At 34.2% G+C, this 19,109-nt stretch carries 19 protein-coding genes; 2 read left to right on the top strand and 17 right to left on the bottom strand.

The window, feature by feature from the left end:
- Positions 1 to 5 precede the first annotated feature (5 nt).
- The 15 genes from secE to CM54_RS00025 all read right to left on the bottom strand — a co-directional run bounded on the left by secE (position 6) and on the right by CM54_RS00025 (position 14,565).
- Positions 6 to 188, bottom strand: coding sequence for a preprotein translocase subunit SecE (gene secE / locus CM54_RS00090; RefSeq protein WP_002433350.1), 183 nt, complete (start codon positions 186 to 188; stop codon positions 6 to 8).
- 56 nt (positions 189 to 244) lie between these two features.
- Entirely contained in the window at positions 245 to 388 is a 144-nt protein-coding gene (rpmG, locus tag CM54_RS12240; RefSeq protein WP_002452476.1) for a 50S ribosomal protein L33, read from the bottom strand.
- A gap of 117 nt (positions 389 to 505) precedes the next feature.
- Entirely contained in the window at positions 506 to 1,078 is a 573-nt protein-coding gene (locus tag CM54_RS00085; protein WP_037548137.1) for a sigma-70 family RNA polymerase sigma factor, read from the bottom strand.
- A 74-nt stretch (positions 1,079 to 1,152) separates the two neighbouring features.
- Positions 1,153 to 1,680: an NYN domain-containing protein gene (locus CM54_RS00080; protein ID WP_002433453.1), complete on the bottom strand. Its 528-nt coding sequence runs from the start codon at positions 1,678 to 1,680 to the stop codon at positions 1,153 to 1,155.
- The gene (rlmB, locus tag CM54_RS00075; protein ID WP_037549773.1) at positions 1,677 to 2,426 is read right to left on the bottom strand and encodes a 23S rRNA (guanosine(2251)-2'-O)-methyltransferase RlmB; all 750 of its coding nucleotides are present in this window, start codon (positions 2,424 to 2,426) and stop codon (positions 1,677 to 1,679) included. Before rlmB ends, CM54_RS00080 begins: the two co-directional genes overlap by 4 nt.
- Positions 2,427 to 2,433: 7 nt before the next feature.
- On the bottom strand, positions 2,434 to 2,820 hold the full coding sequence (locus CM54_RS00070) for a Mini-ribonuclease 3 (protein ID WP_002433421.1): 387 nt from the start codon (positions 2,818 to 2,820) through the stop codon (positions 2,434 to 2,436).
- Positions 2,821 to 2,823: 3 nt separating this feature from the next.
- Positions 2,824 to 4,224 (bottom strand): cysteine--tRNA ligase, encoded by a 1,401-nt coding sequence (gene cysS / locus CM54_RS00065; protein WP_037548134.1) that lies wholly within the window; start codon positions 4,222 to 4,224, stop codon positions 2,824 to 2,826.
- A complete protein-coding gene (cysE, locus tag CM54_RS00060) occupies positions 4,208 to 4,837 on the bottom strand; it encodes a serine O-acetyltransferase (protein WP_171002259.1) in 630 nt (209 codons plus the stop codon). The genes cysS and cysE overlap by 17 nt, the downstream gene beginning before the upstream one ends.
- 422 nt (positions 4,838 to 5,259) lie before the next feature.
- Positions 5,260 to 6,714, bottom strand: a complete 1,455-nt coding sequence (gltX, locus tag CM54_RS00055; protein WP_037548132.1) for a glutamate--tRNA ligase — start codon at positions 6,712 to 6,714, stop codon at positions 5,260 to 5,262.
- 409 nt (positions 6,715 to 7,123) lie between these two features.
- On the bottom strand, positions 7,124 to 8,188 hold the full coding sequence (locus CM54_RS00050) for a PIN/TRAM domain-containing protein (RefSeq protein WP_443027713.1): 1,065 nt from the start codon (positions 8,186 to 8,188) through the stop codon (positions 7,124 to 7,126).
- A gap of 157 nt (positions 8,189 to 8,345) precedes the next feature.
- Positions 8,346 to 9,713, bottom strand: a complete 1,368-nt coding sequence (gene radA / locus CM54_RS00045) for a DNA repair protein RadA (RefSeq protein WP_002433170.1) — start codon at positions 9,711 to 9,713, stop codon at positions 8,346 to 8,348.
- Between the two features lie 342 nt (positions 9,714 to 10,055).
- Positions 10,056 to 12,509, bottom strand: coding sequence for an ATP-dependent Clp protease ATP-binding subunit (locus tag CM54_RS00040; protein WP_002433302.1), 2,454 nt, complete (start codon positions 12,507 to 12,509; stop codon positions 10,056 to 10,058).
- A 14-nt stretch (positions 12,510 to 12,523) separates the two neighbouring features.
- On the bottom strand, positions 12,524 to 13,528 hold the full coding sequence (locus CM54_RS00035; RefSeq protein ID WP_002433454.1) for a protein arginine kinase: 1,005 nt from the start codon (positions 13,526 to 13,528) through the stop codon (positions 12,524 to 12,526).
- Positions 13,521 to 14,084, bottom strand: a complete 564-nt coding sequence (locus tag CM54_RS00030) for a UvrB/UvrC motif-containing protein (protein ID WP_037548126.1) — start codon at positions 14,082 to 14,084, stop codon at positions 13,521 to 13,523. Before CM54_RS00030 ends, CM54_RS00035 begins: the two co-directional genes overlap by 8 nt.
- 19 nt (positions 14,085 to 14,103) lie before the next feature.
- Entirely contained in the window at positions 14,104 to 14,565 is a 462-nt protein-coding gene (locus tag CM54_RS00025) for a CtsR family transcriptional regulator (RefSeq protein WP_002433457.1), read from the bottom strand.
- Between the two features lie 154 nt (positions 14,566 to 14,719).
- Here CM54_RS00025 and CM54_RS00020 point away from each other — a divergent pair, with 154 nt between their 5' ends.
- Positions 14,720 to 15,931, top strand: a complete 1,212-nt coding sequence (locus tag CM54_RS00020) for a NupC/NupG family nucleoside CNT transporter (protein ID WP_023350799.1) — start codon at positions 14,720 to 14,722, stop codon at positions 15,929 to 15,931.
- 133 nt (positions 15,932 to 16,064) lie between these two features.
- On the opposite strand, the gene pdxT is transcribed toward CM54_RS00020, so the two are convergent.
- Together pdxT and pdxS are read right to left on the bottom strand one after the other, a co-directional pair.
- Positions 16,065 to 16,625, bottom strand: coding sequence for a pyridoxal 5'-phosphate synthase glutaminase subunit PdxT (gene pdxT / locus CM54_RS00015; RefSeq protein WP_037548121.1), 561 nt, complete (start codon positions 16,623 to 16,625; stop codon positions 16,065 to 16,067).
- 3 nt (positions 16,626 to 16,628) lie between these two features.
- Positions 16,629 to 17,516 carry a pyridoxal 5'-phosphate synthase lyase subunit PdxS gene (pdxS, locus tag CM54_RS00010; protein ID WP_037548119.1) on the bottom strand — a complete coding sequence of 296 codons (888 nt, stop codon included), beginning with the start codon at positions 17,514 to 17,516 and terminating at the stop codon, positions 16,629 to 16,631.
- 95 nt (positions 17,517 to 17,611) lie between these two features.
- On the opposite strand from pdxS, the gene pdxR reads away from it, so the two are divergent.
- Entirely contained in the window at positions 17,612 to 18,991 is a 1,380-nt protein-coding gene (gene pdxR / locus CM54_RS00005; RefSeq protein WP_037548117.1) for a MocR-like pyridoxine biosynthesis transcription factor PdxR, read from the top strand.
- Positions 18,992 to 19,109 lie beyond the last annotated feature (118 nt).

Below are 19,109 nucleotides of genomic sequence, written 5' to 3'. Positions count from 1 at the left end.
CACTCCTAACCTAATAATAATTGTTTCAATGCATTAATACCTACGTCTAAGGCATAGAAAAAGACTAAGAAGAATATAACTGTAGATACAACGATTACAGTGTATTTGAATAGTTCTTCTTTTGTCGGCCAACTTGTCTTTTCCATTTCTGATTTAACGCCTTTAAAGAAGTTCTCTTTTTTAGCCATTAGTTAGACCTCCACATTTTAAGCCTCAACTTTAAAGTCTCATTCAGCTTAATAATCTATTTCGATTCTTTATGAACTGTATGCGAATTACACTTCGGACAATACTTTTTCAGTGTTAATCTCGTTGCCGAACCTTCCTTTTTAGGGACGTTGTAATTTCTATTGCCACAAACCTCACAATTTAAAGGTACTTTCTTCACGATTATTCACCTTTACTCATTATAATACCAATATACTATACATAAATGTCGTAATAAATGTCAAACATACATTCTTTGCTATAATCACCTAATTACTAGGGAATAATACAGACAATTTCATTTCCTTAATTGTCGTTTCATTTTCATTTTACAACGTTGTATGGCATTGTAAACGTCTTTATCTTTAATTTCTAATGCTTGTGCAATTTCTCTCGGTTTATATTCTTTAATAAATAGTTTTAAGACGTCTCTTTCCAATCCGCTTAATGTAAATGCTTGGCTCATAATTTCCTTTGATAATTCTTCTCTTAAAAATGACCTCTCAACTTCATCAAGTGCTAATGCACAATGATAATCTACAACGTACTCGTTGATAAGCATCACATGTCGATGATGTTCAGCTCTACTCTTTCTTAAGTAGTCATACTTAACAGAGCGAATGAGAAAGTACAAATATCTTTTAAATGGAATTGCTCTACTAAAGTCATAATGTTGAAGTGCTCGATACATTTTTATGATAATCTCTTGATACATATCCTCAATATCAAATTGATTCGATGTTATGTATCCAATTTTTCTAAAAATGAGTGGTCTCAACTCTCTAAGTAGCGTCTCAAATATACGCTCGATATCTTCAGTTTCGATGTTGAAATGATACTGTGTTAATTCATCTTGATGTCTTTGATTCAATCACGTATACCTAACCTTCCTTTATTGTTAGGTTAGTTTATATGACTTAGATTAAATTTATCAATACCACTGTATTAATCATTTCGATGGTTTCCACGTCTGATTTTTTCAAATTCTTCTAGTATCTCATTTGATAACTGAATTCGAGTTCTGGGTTTCTTTTCACTAAAATCATCAATTGATTTGCTCACTGTGATTTCATTTTCTTTTAAATCTCGCCACATCTCCCTCGAAGATATGCGGTATGCCCCAGATCCAAAAATGGCATGTTGCTCGCTCATATCACTCGTAACAACGGTGATATGCGTTGTATGTTTATCATATAACTCATATACATAACGTTCGATAAAACTATCTGCTGTTTCTTTCTCTTTAGTAAACACCGTTCTAACGCCATGGTATACGTATTCTCTTTCAATTCCGGATTGTTCATATGCATCAAATACACACACAATTTCATCAGCAATAAGTGCATTATAGTTTGCTATGGCATCCAAAAGTTGCTCTCTTGCTTCTTCTAAACTCTCTTTAGCAATCGCACTTAATGCTGAAGATTGACCTATCATATTATAGCCATCGATAATTAGATATCTTTCCTTCATGACATCTCTCCAGTCTCATCTCTTTTACGAAATACTTCATACATCATCAAGCTTGCTGCTACAGAAGCATTGAGACTATTAACATGTCCAACCATAGGTATTTTAATGTAAAAATCACATTTATCGCTCACTAAGCGACTCATTCCTTGTCCTTCGCTTCCGATCACGATAGCTAAAGACATATCCGCCTGTAAGTCACGATAATCCGTAGCATTACTTGCTTCGGTACCTGCGACCCAAAAACCATTTTCTTTTAATTCATCGATTGTCTTAGAAAGGTTTGTAACGCGTATAACTGGAACATGTTGAATAGCTCCAGTTGAAGCTTTTGCAACAGTCTGCGTGAGCGCTACTGAACGTCTTTTAGGAATAATGACTCCGTCTACTCCAGTTGCATCAGCAGTCCTTAATATAGAACCAAGATTATGCGGATCTTCTAGACCATCTAAAATTAATATTGTAGAAAAGCCATCTTTATTCTTCTGGCTTTGTAAAAATTCATCAAAATCTTCATATTCATATGGAGCGACTAATGCAGCAACCCCTTGATGAGGTGCATTTGATAAAAAATCTAATTTAGATTTTGGCACGGTTTGAACTATCAATTTTTGAGCTTTTGCATTTTTTAAAATTTCATTAATCTGTTGTTTTTTTATACCATCTTGAATCAAAACCTTATTTATAGCATGCCCCGAAACAATCGCTTCTTTAACTGCATGTCTTCCTACTATGACAGTATCCTCCACGTTCTCACTACCTTTCATTTACTATTTCAACAATAGTTTGAAGTAATTCTTCTAAACGCGCATGTTGATGATCTAAATATAAAAAACCTATAACTGCTTCCAAGGCTGAACTTTTTCGATATGTTTGAACATCAGTATTTTTAGCTTTGGTATAGCTTTTAGCATTACGTCCCCTTCTCAAAACATTTAACTCTTCTTCAGTAAACCAATCATTAGATATTAAATACTCTAATGTCTGAGCTTGGCTTTTAGCAGAAACATATTGTTTTGATACCTGGTGTAGACGATTCGGTTTACTTTGTAATTTAAGAACAATATATTCTCGCACATGTTGATCTAATACGGCATCGCCCATATAAGCAAGCGTCAATGGATTTAATAATTTAACATTCATTATTTAGCCACGCTTAAATCTGACACCTTGTGGCGTATCTTCTAAAATAATGTTACGTTCTTTCAACATGTCTCGAATTTCATCAGCACGTGCGAAATCTTTATTTTTACGAGCTTCATTACGTTCTTCTATAAGCTTTTCAATATCCTCATCTAGTAACTCGGTTTCATTTTCACCTTTAAGTGGGACGCCAAGAACATCACTGAAGATTTGATATACTTCTTTAAATCTATGAAGTACCTTCGTAGACGTTGTATTCTCTAGAACATATTTATTCGCAAGTTTGGCTAAATCATACCAAGCAGTGACAGCATTAGCTGTATTAAAGTCATCATCCATAACCGCTTCAAATTGTCGGAGAATCGTTTCTATTTGATCAATGTATTCAGAATGTTCTTCTAAATCTGTAGCAATGGCTTCACGTTCTTCAATCAATTTATAACTATTGCGTATACGTTCTAAACCGCTTCTCGCAGCTCCTACTAGTTCTAAATTATAATTAATCGGGCTACGGTAATGGACACTAATCATAAAGAAACGTAGTACATCTGGATCTATTTCTTTAATAATGTCGTGTACTAAAATGAAGTTACCTAATGATTTACTCATTTTTTCGTTATCTATATTTATGAATCCATTGTGCATCCAGTAATTCGCAAATGGTGCATGATTGTGTGCTTCTGACTGGGCAATTTCATTTTCATGGTGAGGGAATTGTAAATCTGATCCTCCTGCATGAATATCGATTGTCGCTCCTAATTCATGATAAGCCATAACTGAGCATTCGATATGCCAGCCTGGACGACCTTTACCAAATGGACTATCCCAACTGATTTCGCCAGGTTTCGCTTTTTTCCATAAAGTAAAATCGAGCGCATCTTCTTTTTGTTCTCCCGCTTCAATACGCGCGCCTACTTTGAGGTCATCTAGAGACTGATGACTTAATTTACCATATCCATCAAATTGACGCGTTCTAAAGTACACATCTCCATCACTCTCATAAGCATACCCTTCATCTACTAATTCTTTAATGAAATCTATAATTTCTTGCATATGGTTCATCACACGCGGATTGGATGTTGCTTTCTTAACGTTCAATGCACCTACGTCTTCATAGAATGCTTTGATGTACTTTTCTGCAATTTCAGGAACACTTTCATTTAGTTCTTTAGAGCGATTAATTAATTTATCATCCACATCAGTGAAATTGGAAACGTAAATCACTTCATAACCTTTGTATTCAAAATATCTTCTAACAACATCATAGTTAATAGCAGGTCTTGCATTTCCGATGTGTATATAATTGTAAACGGTCGGACCACAAACATACATTTTCACCTTGCCTGGTTCTATCGGCTCAAATGTTTCTTTCCGACGTGTTAACGTATTATATAATGTAATCATCTTGAATCTCTCCATTCTTAGCTTTTTCAAGTTGTCGTTCTAAATGTTTGATTTGTTCGAAAAGTGGATCAGGTAAGTTGCGATGGTCAAATGTTTTACCGATACGCTTACCTTCTTGTTTAACGATATGACCCGGTATACCTACAACAGTGGTATAGCTTGGTACAGATTGTAGTACAACTGAATTCGCACCAATATTTACATTTGATTCAATTTGAATATTCCCCAACACCTTAGAACCAGCTGCAATTAAAACATTATCTCCAATGTCCGGGTGACGCTTACCTTTTTCTTTACCAGTACCACCTAAAGTAACACCTTGGTAAATCGTGACGTTATCCCCAATTGTACATGTCTCACCAATTACAACACCCATACCGTGATCAATAAATAATCGTTTACCAATTTTTGCTCCGGGATGAATTTCTATACCCGTAAAAAAGCGTGACACTTGTGAGATGACTCTCGCTGCTGTATAACGTTTCTTATTATATAATTTATGGGCTATCAAATGACTCCATACCGCATGTAATCCTGCATAGGTAGTAACTACTTCTAAAGTTGAGCGTGCTGCTGGATCCTGTTCAAACACCATTTTTATATCGTCTCTCATTCTTCTTAACAAGATCTTCTCCCCCTTGGTTCAATCATTAAGATATCTGTTCTTTACATGAAATAATTTTTCGACCGTCATGCACAATTTTAAAATTAATGTTATTAAAAAAGCACCTCTAACAACTGATGTTAGAGGCGCTCTTAGCACGGTTCCACTCTTCATTTAGTAACGAAACTTTAAAATGTTAGCGTTACTCTCATTTGTATTATTCATCTTAGTTCAACAAAGGTGCATTCATTAATATTAATGATGTGCTCACAGCGACCGCACACTCTCTGAGTCATGTAATAATTAATTACTAATCCTTTGATTCATTTTTATAGTTATAATAATAGGTCGTTAATTGTGAAATTTCAAGTCGAAACACACGTTTTTTAATCATACTGCACTAGATAAAGCTAAACTTCGTTATTAATTTACTATACATACTTTTGTAATCGTGATAATACTTTTTCTTTACCTAAAACTTCAATCGTATTTGGTAATTCTGGTCCATGCATTTGACCTGTAACGGCTACACGAATTGGCATGAACAATTGTTTACCTTTAATACCTGTCTCTTTTTGAACTTCTTTAATTGTTTTCTTAATTTCTGCTGCTTCAAATGGTTCTAAAGCTTCTAATTTACCGTATAAATGATTCATTAACCCAGGAACTTGTCCACCATTTATAACTTCTTGCTCCTCTTCACCAAGTTCTGGCATTTCGTGGAAGAACATTTCTGATAATGGAACAATTTCACCTGCGTAACTCATTTCTTTTTGATATAAAGCAACAAGTTTTCTACCCCATTCTTTATCTTCTTCAGAAGGATTTTCTGGAATAAGATTTGCTTTGATTAAATGCGGTAATGCTAATTCAAATACTGTATCAGTGTCTTTCGTTTTCATATATTGGTTATTTACCCAAGCTAACTTTTGTCTGTCGAACATAGCTGGTGATTTAGATAAACGTTTTTCATCGAAGATTTTAATAAATTCTTCTTTAGAAAAGATTTCTTCTTCACCTTCAGGTGACCAACCTAATAAAGTAATAAAGTTAAATAGTGCTTCTGGTAAGTAACCTAAATCACGGTATTGCTCAATAAATTGTAAAATTTGACCGTCACGTTTACTTAACTTTTTACGTTCTTCATTAACGATTAATGACATATGACCAAAGCGTGGTGGTTCCCAACCGAACGCTTCATATATCATCAATTGTTTAGGTGTGTTAGAAACATGGTCATCACCACGAATAACATCTGAAATTTTCATATAATGATCGTCTACAGCAACTGCAAAGTTATACGTTGGAACGCCATCTTTCTTAACAATGACCCAATCACCCATATTATTTGAATCAAAAGAAATTTCACCTTTTACCATATCTTTGAAACTATAAGTTTTATCTTTAGGCACGCGGAAGCGAATAGATGGTTTACGTCCTTCAGCTTCGAACTGTTTGCGTTGTTCTTCTGATAAATGTGCGTGTTGTCCGCCATAACGAGGCATTTCTCCACGAGCAATTTGCGCTTCACGTTCTTCTTCTAATTCTTCCTCAGTCATGTAACACTTGTATGCTCTATCTTCATCAAGTAATTGTTGAATAAGTGGATTATAAATATCAGCACGTTCAGACTGACGATATGGACCAAAACCTTTATCTTTATCGATAGATTCATCCCAGTCTAAACCTAACCATTTTAAGTTATCAAATTGTGAAGATTCACCATCTTCTAAATTACGTTTACTGTCCGTATCTTCTATACGAACTACAAAATCTCCATCATAATGTTTCGCAAATAAATAGTTAAATAATGCTGTTCTAGCATTACCAATATGCAAGTAGCCTGTTGGACTTGGCGCATATCTTACTCTGATGCGTTCACTCATTATATTCACTCCTACGATTATTATTTATGTGGTTGATGAACTGATTGAAAATAAATGACCTATGATAACTCATTTTATGAAGCAATCGCATTTAATATTTTCAAGTCATGTTTCAAACCATTAAGCATGTAAGCTTTCATGTTTTCAGTAGTTTAATTCAATTTTAAAAAAAGTTATTCAAAAGTTTATGATGTGTTTAACCATTACTTTGTGAATAACTTTCGTGAAACATTGATTATTCATTCTTACATAACATTCAATAATATTGTAGCACTTAAACACGCCTTTGATAAGTCTATTGTTTTAACAGTCTTTCATAGTTAATAGTTTTTTATATGAGAAAAGGTTTCATGTAAAATACATACTTAATTATAAAATATGTAGTTTCACATGAAACCTCTTTTTAGAATTAATTTTCAAGATCAGAACTATTGTCATCGACATGTTTCGCAAAAACGATTCTACCAGATGAAGTTTGTAGTAAACTGATGACTTCTAAGTTAACATGTTGGCCCACTAATTTCTTAGCGTTATCAACAACGACCATTGTGCCATCATCTAAATACCCAACGCCTTGACCAGGCTCTTTCCCCATTTTAGTTAAAAGGATATTGAGGTGGTCACCTTGATGTACGTTAGGCTTAATAGCTTCAGATAAATCATTAACATTAAGTGCCATAATGCCTTGGACATGACACACTTTATTTAAATTAAAATCCGTTGTAATAACGTGAGCGTGGTAATGTTGTGCTAATTTGATTAATAAAGTATCAATATCATTATGAGATTTCGTTGGATTTATGACTCGAGTAGGATAGTCTAAATCATAAAGTTGATTAAGAATGTCTAATCCACGCTGACCCTTTTCTCTTTTAACACTATCATTCGCATCAGCTACGACTTGTAATTCATTTATAACACCTTGAGGGATAAGAATATCTCCATCAATAAATCCACAACGAATAATATCTAATATACGCCCATCAATAATTGCGCTTGTATCGATGATTTTAGGGATTGCTTTACGTGTGTTGTAGGACATTGAGCGTGCCATATTTTCAGGCAAAAACATTAACATCTCATCACGTTTCTTTAAACCAAATTGGAATCCGAGATAACATAAAATAATTGTTATTATAATTGGGATAAAATGGTTGAGCATTGAATTTCCTATTAGTTCTAAGATGAAAGAAACCATCACAGAAATAAATAATCCAATAATCAAGCCAATTGTTGCGAACAAGATTTCAACCGCACTGCGGCGCATTATAATTTGTTCTAGTTCTTTAAAAGCGTATGTGACCTTTTTTAAGAAAAATCCAAATATAATGAAGAACAATATGATTCCTATTAATCCATCTATGTAATGATTAGTGATAATTGGGTAAGTGTTAATCCCTAAATCAGATACTACTTCTGGGATGATGATAATCCCTAGTGCAGCACCGATAATGATATAAATAATTACCACCATTAATCTAATGATATTCAATCTTATCCTCCTCTCATGGCTGTCTATTCATTGTATGTAAATAACTTATTTAACATAATTATAATGAAATTTGTGAAAACTAAATTAAAAAACTATATGCGTTTAAATCTTAAAACTCACTACCTACTATGAGGGAGGATTATGAAGAATGAAGCGCATATTTTAAAGCCTCATGCACAGAAGACACTCCTATGACTTGAATACCTTCCGGGAAAGTCCACCCACCAATATTAGTTTGAGGTATAATCGCTCGTTTGAATCCAAGTTTAGCCGCCTCTTGCACGCGTTGTTCAATGCGTGACACACGTCGAACTTCACCTGTTAGACCAACCTCTCCAACAAAGCAATCTAAACCGTCTACCGCTTTATCCTTAAAGCTTGAAGCTGTCGCAACAATAATACTTAAGTCAACGGCTGGTTCTGTTAATTTCACACCACCAGCAACTTTGATATAAGCATCTTGTTGTTGAAGTAAATAATTCTCCTTCTTCTCTAAAACTGCCATAAGCAAACTTAATCGATTATGATCTATGCCCGTAGCCATACGTCTTGGATTGTTGAAAGTGGTCGGTGTGACTAACGCTTGGACCTCTATTAATAATGGTCTTGTACCTTCCATAGTCGGTACAATTGTTGAACCTGGCACGTTTGTAGAACGTTCTTCTAAGAACATTTCAGACGGATTTAAGACACCTTTCAAACCACTTTGCTTCATTTCGAAAATACCCATCTCATTCGTGGAGCCAAAACGGTTTTTAACCGCACGTAAAATTCGATAAGCATGATGTTCATCACCTTCAAAGTAAAGCACGGTATCCACCATATGTTCAAGTAATCTTGGACCGGCAATTTGTCCTTCTTTCGTAACATGACCGACGATGAACGTTGCGATATCCATTTGCTTTGCGATATTCATTAGACTTTGGGTACTTTCTCTTACTTGAGATACAGAACCCGGTGCAGAACTGATTTCAGGATGATAAATAGTTTGAATTGAATCTACTACAAGTAAATCTGGACGTTCATCCTTAACTGTTTGATGAATGACTTCTAAATCAGTCTCTGCTAATACATTGAGTTGACTAGAATCTTCTTCTAAGCGGTCGGCACGTAGTTTAGTCTGATTGATAGATTCCTCACCTGTAATATATAAGACATTCTTATTTTGAGATAATGCCGCACATATTTGAAGAAGCAACGTAGACTTTCCTATACCAGGATCGCCACCTATAAGTACGAGTGATCCACTGACAATCCCTCCACCAAGGACTCTGTTAAATTCTTTAGAATCCGTTAGAATTCTAGGGGTAGATTCATGTTTAACATTATCCAATTTTTGAACTTTTCCTGCCGCTTCTTTAGATTTCACTCCATGTTTAGGGTTTGCAGCTTTCTCTACAATTTCTTCCATCTGGTTCCATGCACCACAGTTTGGACATTTCCCCATCCATTTAGGAGATTGATAGCCACATGCCATACACTCAAATATTACTTTTTTCTTGGCCACTTCTGCACCTCCAAATTATTATGAACAAATCTATTTTAAACTGACATTTTGATTATGACAAATTAAATGTAAATGATTATGATATAGTCTATTTTTATGTGGTTATTAAACTATGATTTTTTATAAATAATTTTATTTTTGTGTATTTTAATTTCTGCAATTTTGTATAATCGCTAGTGTATTGTTTTTTATTTTCCGGAAAATGAATATCCCATCATCAGTTTTAAACAAATTGAAAAATATGTAAAAAAATGACATCCCTCAAACAGCGAGAGATGTCATTTATTAATGATGCAAATAGCAAACATTACTTTAGTTATTCAATATATTAGCAATAATCAATTAAGCTTCAGTGGTTTCTTTATCATCTGACTTTTCATGGATGTCATATTTGAATTCATCGCCATCATGATCGATTGTGACTTCTTTACCTTCAATTTGATTACCATCTAAAATTAATTCACTAAGATTATCTTCTACAGTTTTTTGGATGGCTCTAATTAATGGTCTAGCACCGTATTCTGGATCGTAACCTTCTTCTGCGATTTTTTCTTTAGCTTTATCAGTTACAGAAATATTGATGTTTTGTTCAGATAATCGATCAGTAAGTTTCTTAACCATCATAGTAACAATTTCTTTCAATTCTTCTTTAGATAGTTTATGGAATACGATGATATCATCCACACGGTTTAAGAATTCAGGACGGAATGAATTTTTGAGTTCTTTCATCATTGTTTTGCGAATTGTTTCGTAGTCATTACCCTCTGAAGCACCGCCAAATCCTGCAAATCGTTGGTCTTGTAATTCTTGCGCACCAACATTTGATGTCATAATAATGACTGTGTTACGGAAATCTACAGTACGACCTTTTGTATCAGTTAGATGACCATCGTCTAATACTTGTAGCAAGATATTAAATACGTCAGGATGGGCTTTTTCAATTTCATCAAATAAAATAACTGAGTAAGGTTTGCGTCTAACTTTTTCAGTTAATTGACCACCATCATCATGACCTACGTAGCCTGGAGGTGCTCCAACTAAACGACTCACAGCATGTTTCTCCATAAATTCACTCATATCAACACGAATCATAGCATCATCTTCACCAAACATAGATTCAGCTAATGCACGAGCTAATTCTGTTTTACCTACACCTGTAGGACCTAAGAAGATAAAACTACCGATTGGACGTTTAGGATCTTTTAATCCAGCGCGAGCACGTCTTACAGCTTTACTAATTGAATTAACAGCGTCATTTTGACCGATAACTCGGTTATGAAGTGTATCTTCAAGGTTGAGTAAGCGATCTGATTCAGTTTCATTAATTTTAGTTAATGGAATACCTGTCCATCCTGCGATAACTTCAGCAATATCTTCTTCAGATAAAGCTGTACTTACACCACCTTGAGAGTTTTTCCATTCGTTTTTAGCTTCTTCATATTGTTTTTCAAGCTTAGATTGTTTGTCTCTTAAGTTTGCTGCATTTTCAAATTCTTGTGCGTGAACGGCAGCATCTTTTTCATTTTTTACATTTTCAATTTCTTGTTCAATCTCTTTTAGATTGTTAGGAGTTGTATGACTTTTCAATCTAACCTTAGAACTTGCTTCATCAATAAGGTCAATCGCTTTGTCTGGTAAGAAACGATCTGATACATAACGATTACTTAATTTTGCCGCAGCTTCTAAAGCCTCATCAGATATATTAATTCTATGATGAGCTTCATAGCGATCACGTAATCCTTTTAAGATTTCAATCGTATCTTCAACTGTTGGTTCATCAACTTGAACAGGTTGGAAACGACGTTCTAACGCAGCGTCTTTCTCAATATTTTTACGATATTCATCTAATGTTGTAGCACCAATACATTGTAACTCTCCTCTAGCTAATGCTGGTTTAAGAATATTAGAAGCGTCAATTGCACCTTCCGCACCACCAGCACCAACTAATGTGTGTAACTCATCTATAAATAAAATGACATTACCTGCTTGATGAATTTCTTCCATTACTTTTTTCAAGCGTTCTTCAAATTCACCTCGGTATTTTGTACCAGCAACGACAGTTCCCATATCGAGTGACATCACGCGTTTATCTTTTAGAGTTTCTGGGACTTCATTATTAACGATTGCTTGTGCTAAACCTTCAGCTATAGCAGTTTTACCCACACCAGGCTCACCGATAAGTACTGGGTTATTTTTAGTACGACGGCTGAGCACTTCAATCACACGAGTAATTTCTTTATCTCTTCCAACTACAGGATCTAAAGTGCCATCTTTAGCAATAACTGTTAAGTCTCTAGCTAAACTATCTAATGTTGGAGTGTTATTTGATTTATTTGCTTGAGCATTTTTATTACTCATTTCTGGACTACCTAAAGCTTTTACTACTTGCGCGCGTGCTTTTGTAATATTTAAATCTAAATTGGCAAAGACACGTGCTGCGACACCTTCATTTTCACGAATTAAGCCTAGAAGAATATGTTCTGTTCCCACGAAGTTATGATGTAGTTTTCTCGCTTCATCCATTGAAAGCTCAATAACTTTTTTAGCTCTAGGTGTGTAATGTAAAGTGCCCATTTGTTCTTGACCATGGCCAATTAACTTTTCAACTTCTTCAATAACTTTATCTTCAGTGATATTAAAGCTTTCTAACACTTTGGCAGCGATACCTTCAGGTTCTTTCATTAAACCTAATAAAAGATGTTCCGTTCCAATATTTGAATGGTTCAAGCGAATTGCTTCTTCTTGTGCGTGCGCTAGTACGCGTTGTGCACGTTCTGTTAATCTACCAAATAGCATATATAAAATACCTCCTATTTTATATGTTTCCTTAATAAATCAGCTCTTTTTTCATTTACTGTTTTATCATCATCTTCATCTATTAAAAATGGCGATTGAATAGCTACCATTAATTCATTAAATTTAAAATCTTCAAGCGAAATATAGTTTAAATCAATGCCGAGCTTAACTTCACTCAAGCGAAATGATGCTTCTTCCATTGATATGATTCTACTATTTTGTAAAATCCCTAGTGAGCGATAAACTCTATCAAGTGTCTCTACAGGATTATGTTTATCAAGTCTTTCTCTGATTTGCTTTTCTTCATTGATAATTTGATTAACTACTTCAGTTAAGTTATCAATGATGTCGGATTCAGTTTTCCCTAAAGTAAGTTGGTTTGAAACTTGATAAATATGTCCATATACTTGTGAACCTTCTCCATAAATACCTCGAATCGTAAATCCAAAACGGTTAATCGTTTGAGCGATACGATTCATTCTCTTCATAATAGAAAGTCCTGGTAAATGTAGCATGACACTTGCGCGCATTCCAGTGCCTATATTAGTTGGACACGTTGTTAAATAACCTAAGTGTTCGTCATAACTTATATCTAAATCACTATCCAACTCATCATCAATATTTGAAGCCCTTTGATATAATTCACGCAACGATAAATCTGTTCCTAACGCTTGAATTCGAATATGATCTTCTTCGTTAATCATTACACTTAAGGATTCATCTTCATTTAACAGCACCGCGGATGCTGGCTGTTTGATAAGTTCTGGACTGACAAGATGTTTCGCAACTAATTTCATTTTACTTTGTTGATCCATAGTGTCTAAACGTTGTAACTTTAAGTTTGGAAGCGCATCTTGAACTTCGTTGATAACTCGAAAACCCTCTTGTTCAGAAGGAAACATCAAAGGATGGACGTGATTTTCTAGATTTCTTGCTAATCTAATACGAGAAGAAATAACTACAGGTGCCTCTTCTGTCATCTTCATCCATTCACTTATATTAGTATGAATGTCACTCATTACGAGACACCTCACTCTCATCTTTTAATGCTTTAATTTCATCACGTACAACAGCCGCTTCCTCGAAATTTTGTTCTTCAATTAATTTGTTTAGATATTTTGTTTTTTCTTCGATTTGCTTTTTAATTGCAAGTTTCTTATATGAAGATTGAGGCGTTTTACCTACATGTTCAAAACGGCCTCCCTGTACACGTCTAACAATATCGATAATGTCTTCTTTAAAAGTTGCGTAACAATTCGCGCAACCGAATTTACCAACGTGCGCAATATCTTTTAAAGTCATTTGACATGTTGGGCATTGCTTTTCCTCTTTGAACGCCATTTCTTGAAAATTAATACCATGTTTCGTAGCAAGATGTTGTAAAATCTGTTTAACTACAAAAGCTTCCTCTATATCATCCTGATGCATATGGTAAGAAGTATCCTCATGAGATTGTTGCCATGGATTATCACCTTGAGCACATATTGAGCATACCCATTTTTCGTGAGTACCGTCTTTACTTTTAACTGTTAATTTTACTTCTGCTTCATTTAAATGACAGTTTTCACAAAGCACGTTCAGACACCTCACTTCATTAATAATAGTTTATAACTGGAAGCAATCGTTTTAAAATATTAGCGCGTATAATATCTCTTGCGACCACATCCATTTTTAATGTCTCTCTATCTATAACTGCTTGGATCATTTTAGCTTCTCTTTGGTTAATTAGACCTTTATCTAGTAAACCATCTATGACATAATACGCTTGTTGTTGAGAAATAGAAGGCCCTATCAATTGAAGTAAGTGATTAATATAACCTGATGCATCTTTATTTTCAATTTTAGTGATTCGGATGTAGCCTCCGCCACCCCGTTTACTTTCTATTTCATAACCATGTTCATTTGTGAAGCGTGTTTTAATAACATAATTTAATTGAGAAGGAACACAATCGAAGCGTTGTGCAATATTAGCGCGTTGTATTTCGACCACATCTTCATTTGTTTCCTCGAATAAATGTTTAATGTATTGTTCTATGATGTCAGACATGTTATGCATGGATATCACCTCTTTTTGACCTTCTTTGACTTTATTATATGACCACCTTTGACCTTTTTCAACCAATTTGATTTTTAAAATTTAAATTTTATGATGTTAGCGCGTTCATTTTATTGTATGATAGAGAATAGAAAAATTTAAAGGAATGAAAAACATGCATATTTTGATTGGGATTATAGGAATTATATTCTTTTTAGCACTCGCATTTTTATTTAGTTCAGATAGAAAAAATATCCGTTGGAAATATGTCGGATTACTCTTAGTAATTCAATTGATATTTGCATTTGTTTTATTAAAAACAAATATAGGTATCACAGTTATTGGTGGTATTTCGTATGGTTTCAGTTATTTATTAAAGCAAGCTGCTGAGGGTGTCAATTTCGTATTCGGTGGTTTTAAATTAGATCCAAAAAACCCTCCATTCTTCTTTAATGTATTGTTACCTATCGTGTTTATCTCAGCGCTTATCGGTATTTTACAATATACAAGAATTTTACCGCTTATAATTAACATTTTAGGTTTTTTAATTTCTAAAATTAATGGCATGGGACGTTTAGAATCTTACAATGCTGTAGCAGCAGCAATTTTAGGACAATCAGAGGTATTTATCTCATTAAAACAACAATTGCCATACATACCTAAACAACGTTTGTATACATTAACTGCATCTGCAATGTCGACAGTATCTGCTTCAATTATTGGAGCCTACTTCACATTAATAGAACCTAAATATGTTGTAACAGCTGTGGTACTTAACTTATTTGGTGGTTTCATCATCGCGTCTATTATCAATCCGTATAAAGTGAATGAAGAAGATGATAAATTATTAGTCGATGAAAGTGAAACTAAAAATCAATCATTCTTCGAAATGCTTGGTGAATATATTTTAGATGGTTTCAAAGTAGCAGTGATTGTCGGTGCAATGTTAATTGGTTATATTGCTCTTATTGCTTTACTTAATGGTGTAGTAAGCGGAATCTTTAGTCTATTATCAGGTGGAACATTGGATTGGAATTTCCAAACGTTAATCGGTTTTGTCTTTGCACCATTCGCATTCCTAACTGGTGTTCCTTGGCATGATGCTGTGCAGTCAGGTTCAATTATGGCGACAAAATTATTATCAAATGAATTCGTTGCTATGCAAGCACTCGGTAAAACACATGGTTTATCTGAGCATGCTAAAGGTGTCACTTCAGTATTCTTAGTATCATTTGCTAATTTCAGTTCAATAGGTATTATTTCCGGTGCGATTAAATCACTAAATGATAAAAAAGGTGATATTGTAGCACGATTTGGATTAAAACTATTGTTCGGTGCAACATTAGTATCATTTATTTCTGCAGCAATTGCAGGATTCTTTATTTAATCAATCGCGAGAGTAACTTAGGAAAGTTGCTCTTGCGTTTTTTATTTTTATGAGCTTACATTTGCTTTTGAAATTCATTTTCCGAAAAATTAAAAACGGCCACCTTTAAGATGACCGTTTATCAAAAGATTAATTAATTATTCTTTATCATATGGTTAATGAAGTATTCAGTTACACGATAATCGTCGGTGAGTTCAGGATGGAAAGAGACACCAAGATATTTACCTTGTTTAACCGCAACAATCTTATCTCCTACTCGGCTAAGAATGTCTACACCTTTCTCAACTTGAGCAATATGTGGTGCGCGTATGAATATACCTTCAATATCTTCAGCAACACCTTTTATATTAAGTTCCGATTCAAAACTATCAACTTGACGACCAAATGAATTACGTTCGACTGTAATATCCAACTTTTTCAAATAGCCAGATTCACCTTCGACATCTTTTGCAAGTACGATTAATCCCGCACATGTTCCAAACATTGGTAAATCAGATTGCTGTAACGCTTCTTTAAAGCCATATAAGTCCATTAATCTTCTTAGTGTTGTAGATTCACCACCTGGCAAAATCAAACCAGCAATATCTTCAAGTTGTTCAACTCTTTTTACTGCAACACCTTCATGACCACTTAATTCTATGTGACGAATGTGTTCACGAACTGCACCTTGTAATGCTAATACACCTATTTTCATAAATTACCATCCACGCTCTTGCATACGTTCTTCTAAAGAAATTTGGTTGATATCTAAACCTTTCATCGCTGTACCAAGTTCACTAGCCAATTTTCCAATTAATTCATAATCTTGATAATGAGTCGTTGCTTGAACAATTGCTTTAGCAAATTTTTCAGGATCTTCTGATTTAAAAATACCAGAACCAACAAATACACCATCAGCACCTAATTCCATCATTAAAGCAGCATCTTGAGGTGTTGCTACGCCACCTGCTGCAAAGTTTACTACTGGTAAACGTCCATTATCTTTAATTTGTTTTAATACTTCAAAAGGTGCTCCCAAATCTTTAGCGAAAGTCATAATTTCATCATCATTTATTACTGTTAGACGACTAACTTCAGCATTAACGCGTCTCATGTGACGTACAGCTTCTACGATATTGCCTGTTCCAGGTTCACCTTTCGTGCGTAACATTGCAGCACCTTCTCCAATACGTCGTGCAGCTTCACCTAAATTACGGCAACCACAAACGAAAGGCACTGTAAATTGATCTTTTCTTAAGTGATACTCTTCATCAGCTGGAGTTAATACTTCAGATTCATCGATATAATCAACACCCATTGATTCTAATACTCTAGCTTCAGTAATATGTCCTATACGGGCTTTAGCCATAACAGGTATAGACACAGCATTCATTACTTCCTCTACAATTTTAGGATTAGCCATACGTGCCACGCCACCTGCTGCTCGGATGTCTGATGGAACGCGTTCTAAAGCCATTACTGCAACAGCACCAGCTTCTTCAGCAATTTTAGCTTGTTCTGCATTTACGACGTCCATAATAACGCCACCTTTTTGCATTTCAGCCATTCCTCTTTTTACTCTTTCTGAGCCTACGATTTTTGACATGTTATTACCCCTTTACTTATTGATTAAATTCATTTTAAGAGATAAACTGATATTTAAAAAGGTTCAATTTATCCATAATAATAGGGGTCAGATTTATGAAATCATCACAACCACTTTACTTATCTCTTTATGAAAAGTTAAAAAATCAAATTATCGAAGGTCAATACCATTCCAATGATAAGTTTCCTTCGAAAAGACAATTAAGCGAACATTTGTCAATGAGTCATACAACTATTGAACACGCTTATCAACTGTTATTAGATGAAGGATTTATATACTCTAAGCCGAGATCTGGATACTATGTATCAGATATTGAATCATTGCCAGTTATCAATAGAGAAACTTATCCTAATAATGATCATTTAGAGATGCATAATGAAAGTAATGAAAACTCGCAATTCAAATTCGCCTTCAACTTAGCTGAAATCGACTCTGAAAATTTTCCTATGCATATATTTAGAAAATACGCAAAAGACGTCTTTGAAGAAGATCACTTATCACTATTACAAAGAGGCGAAATTCAAGGAGAGTTCGTATTACGTCAACAAATTGCACATTATTTATTTAATAGTAGAGGCGTAACATGTCACCCTAATCAAATAGTCATTGGTTCTTCTACTAGCCAACTCCTCGATATGATTACTAATTTACTTAATCAAGAAAAGTTTATCATCGAGAAACCGAGTTATCCTCCGATCAAACATGTCTTAGACAAAAAGAATATGAACTATTTACAAGTTCCTGTTGAAAAAAATGGCATACAAGTTCGCCCTATCTTAGAATCAAAATATAATATTTTATATATTACACCTTCACATCAATTTCCTACTGGTCATGTCACCAATTTAAAAAAGAGAACCCAACTTATTCAATGGGCACAACAAGATGAACAACGTTACATTATTGAAGATGATTATGATTCAGAGTTCAGGTACTTTGGTAAACCTATACCAGCTCTACAAAGTTTAGATACTAAAGGAAAAGTTGTTTATATAAGTACATTTTCAAAATCACTCTATCCTAGCTGTAGAATTGCATATATTGTTTTACCAAAAGAAATATTATCAAAATATAAACAAAGAAAATTAAAAGAAGGTAATACTGTACCTGTGCACATTCAACATATGGTTGCACAATTTATGGCAAGTGGTAGCTTTGAAAGACATTTAAATAAAATGAGGAAAATTTATAGAGACAAATTAAATTATATATTGCACCATCTCGAAAAATATAAAGACCAATTGCAAATTGAAGGAGCACTTACTGGGATGCATTTTAATTTAACAGTTCTGAATGGTCTCACTACACAGCAATGCTTAGACAAGGCTAAGAATAACAAATTAAAACTCGAAATATATAACTATGATGATATCCCTTCAGAGTATCCTAAATTTATTTTAGGATTCGGTGGAATTAAACAACGTGAACTTGCAGATTATGTTAAAGCTCTCATCAACTCGTTAATTATAAAGTAACACTTCTTTTTTAAAAGTTAGTGTTACTTATGCGATAGCTAATTGGCTATCGTATTTTAATTAACTTCCTCTTATTAATTTCTCATCTTTATTTTTTCGCATAAAAAAAGAGACCTTG

It is taken from the genome of Staphylococcus sp. TE8, assembly GCF_000692055.1.
Taxonomy (GTDB): domain Bacteria; phylum Bacillota; class Bacilli; order Staphylococcales; family Staphylococcaceae; genus Staphylococcus; species Staphylococcus capitis.
The sequence above is the reverse complement of the archived record's forward strand: the minus strand, read 5'-3'. Positions and strand labels throughout refer to the sequence as shown.

Excerpts from the sequence above, each read along its gene's own strand:
- pdxR (WP_037548117.1), top strand. The coding sequence starts at position 17,612 with ATGAAATCATCACAACCACTTTACTTATCTCTTTATGAAAAGTTAAAA.
- pdxT (WP_037548121.1), bottom strand. The coding sequence starts at position 16,625 with ATGAAAATAGGTGTATTAGCATTACAAGGTGCAGTTCGTGAACACATT.
- CM54_RS00070 (WP_002433421.1), bottom strand. The coding sequence starts at position 2,820 with ATGAATGTTAAATTATTAAATCCATTGACGCTTGCTTATATGGGCGAT.
- secE (WP_002433350.1), bottom strand. The coding sequence starts at position 188 with ATGGCTAAAAAAGAGAACTTCTTTAAAGGCGTTAAATCAGAAATGGAA.
- CM54_RS00050 (WP_443027713.1), bottom strand. The coding sequence starts at position 8,188 with ATGGTGGTAATTATTTATATCATTATCGGTGCTGCACTAGGGATTATC.
- CM54_RS00035 (WP_002433454.1), bottom strand. The coding sequence starts at position 13,528 with ATGAGTGACATTCATACTAATATAAGTGAATGGATGAAGATGACAGAA.
- CM54_RS00040 (WP_002433302.1), bottom strand. The coding sequence starts at position 12,509 with ATGCTATTTGGTAGATTAACAGAACGTGCACAACGCGTACTAGCGCAC.
- cysE (WP_171002259.1), bottom strand. The coding sequence starts at position 4,837 with ATGAGAGACGATATAAAAATGGTGTTTGAACAGGATCCAGCAGCACGC.
- CM54_RS00025 (WP_002433457.1), bottom strand. The coding sequence starts at position 14,565 with ATGCATAACATGTCTGACATCATAGAACAATACATTAAACATTTATTC.
- CM54_RS00080 (WP_002433453.1), bottom strand. The coding sequence starts at position 1,680 with ATGAAGGAAAGATATCTAATTATCGATGGCTATAATATGATAGGTCAA.
- gltX (WP_037548132.1), bottom strand. The coding sequence starts at position 6,714 with ATGAGTGAACGCATCAGAGTAAGATATGCGCCAAGTCCAACAGGCTAC.
- CM54_RS00020 (WP_023350799.1), top strand. The coding sequence starts at position 14,720 with ATGCATATTTTGATTGGGATTATAGGAATTATATTCTTTTTAGCACTC.
- pdxS (WP_037548119.1), bottom strand. The coding sequence starts at position 17,516 with ATGTCAAAAATCGTAGGCTCAGAAAGAGTAAAAAGAGGAATGGCTGAA.
- cysS (WP_037548134.1), bottom strand. The coding sequence starts at position 4,224 with ATGATTACATTATATAATACGTTAACACGTCGGAAAGAAACATTTGAG.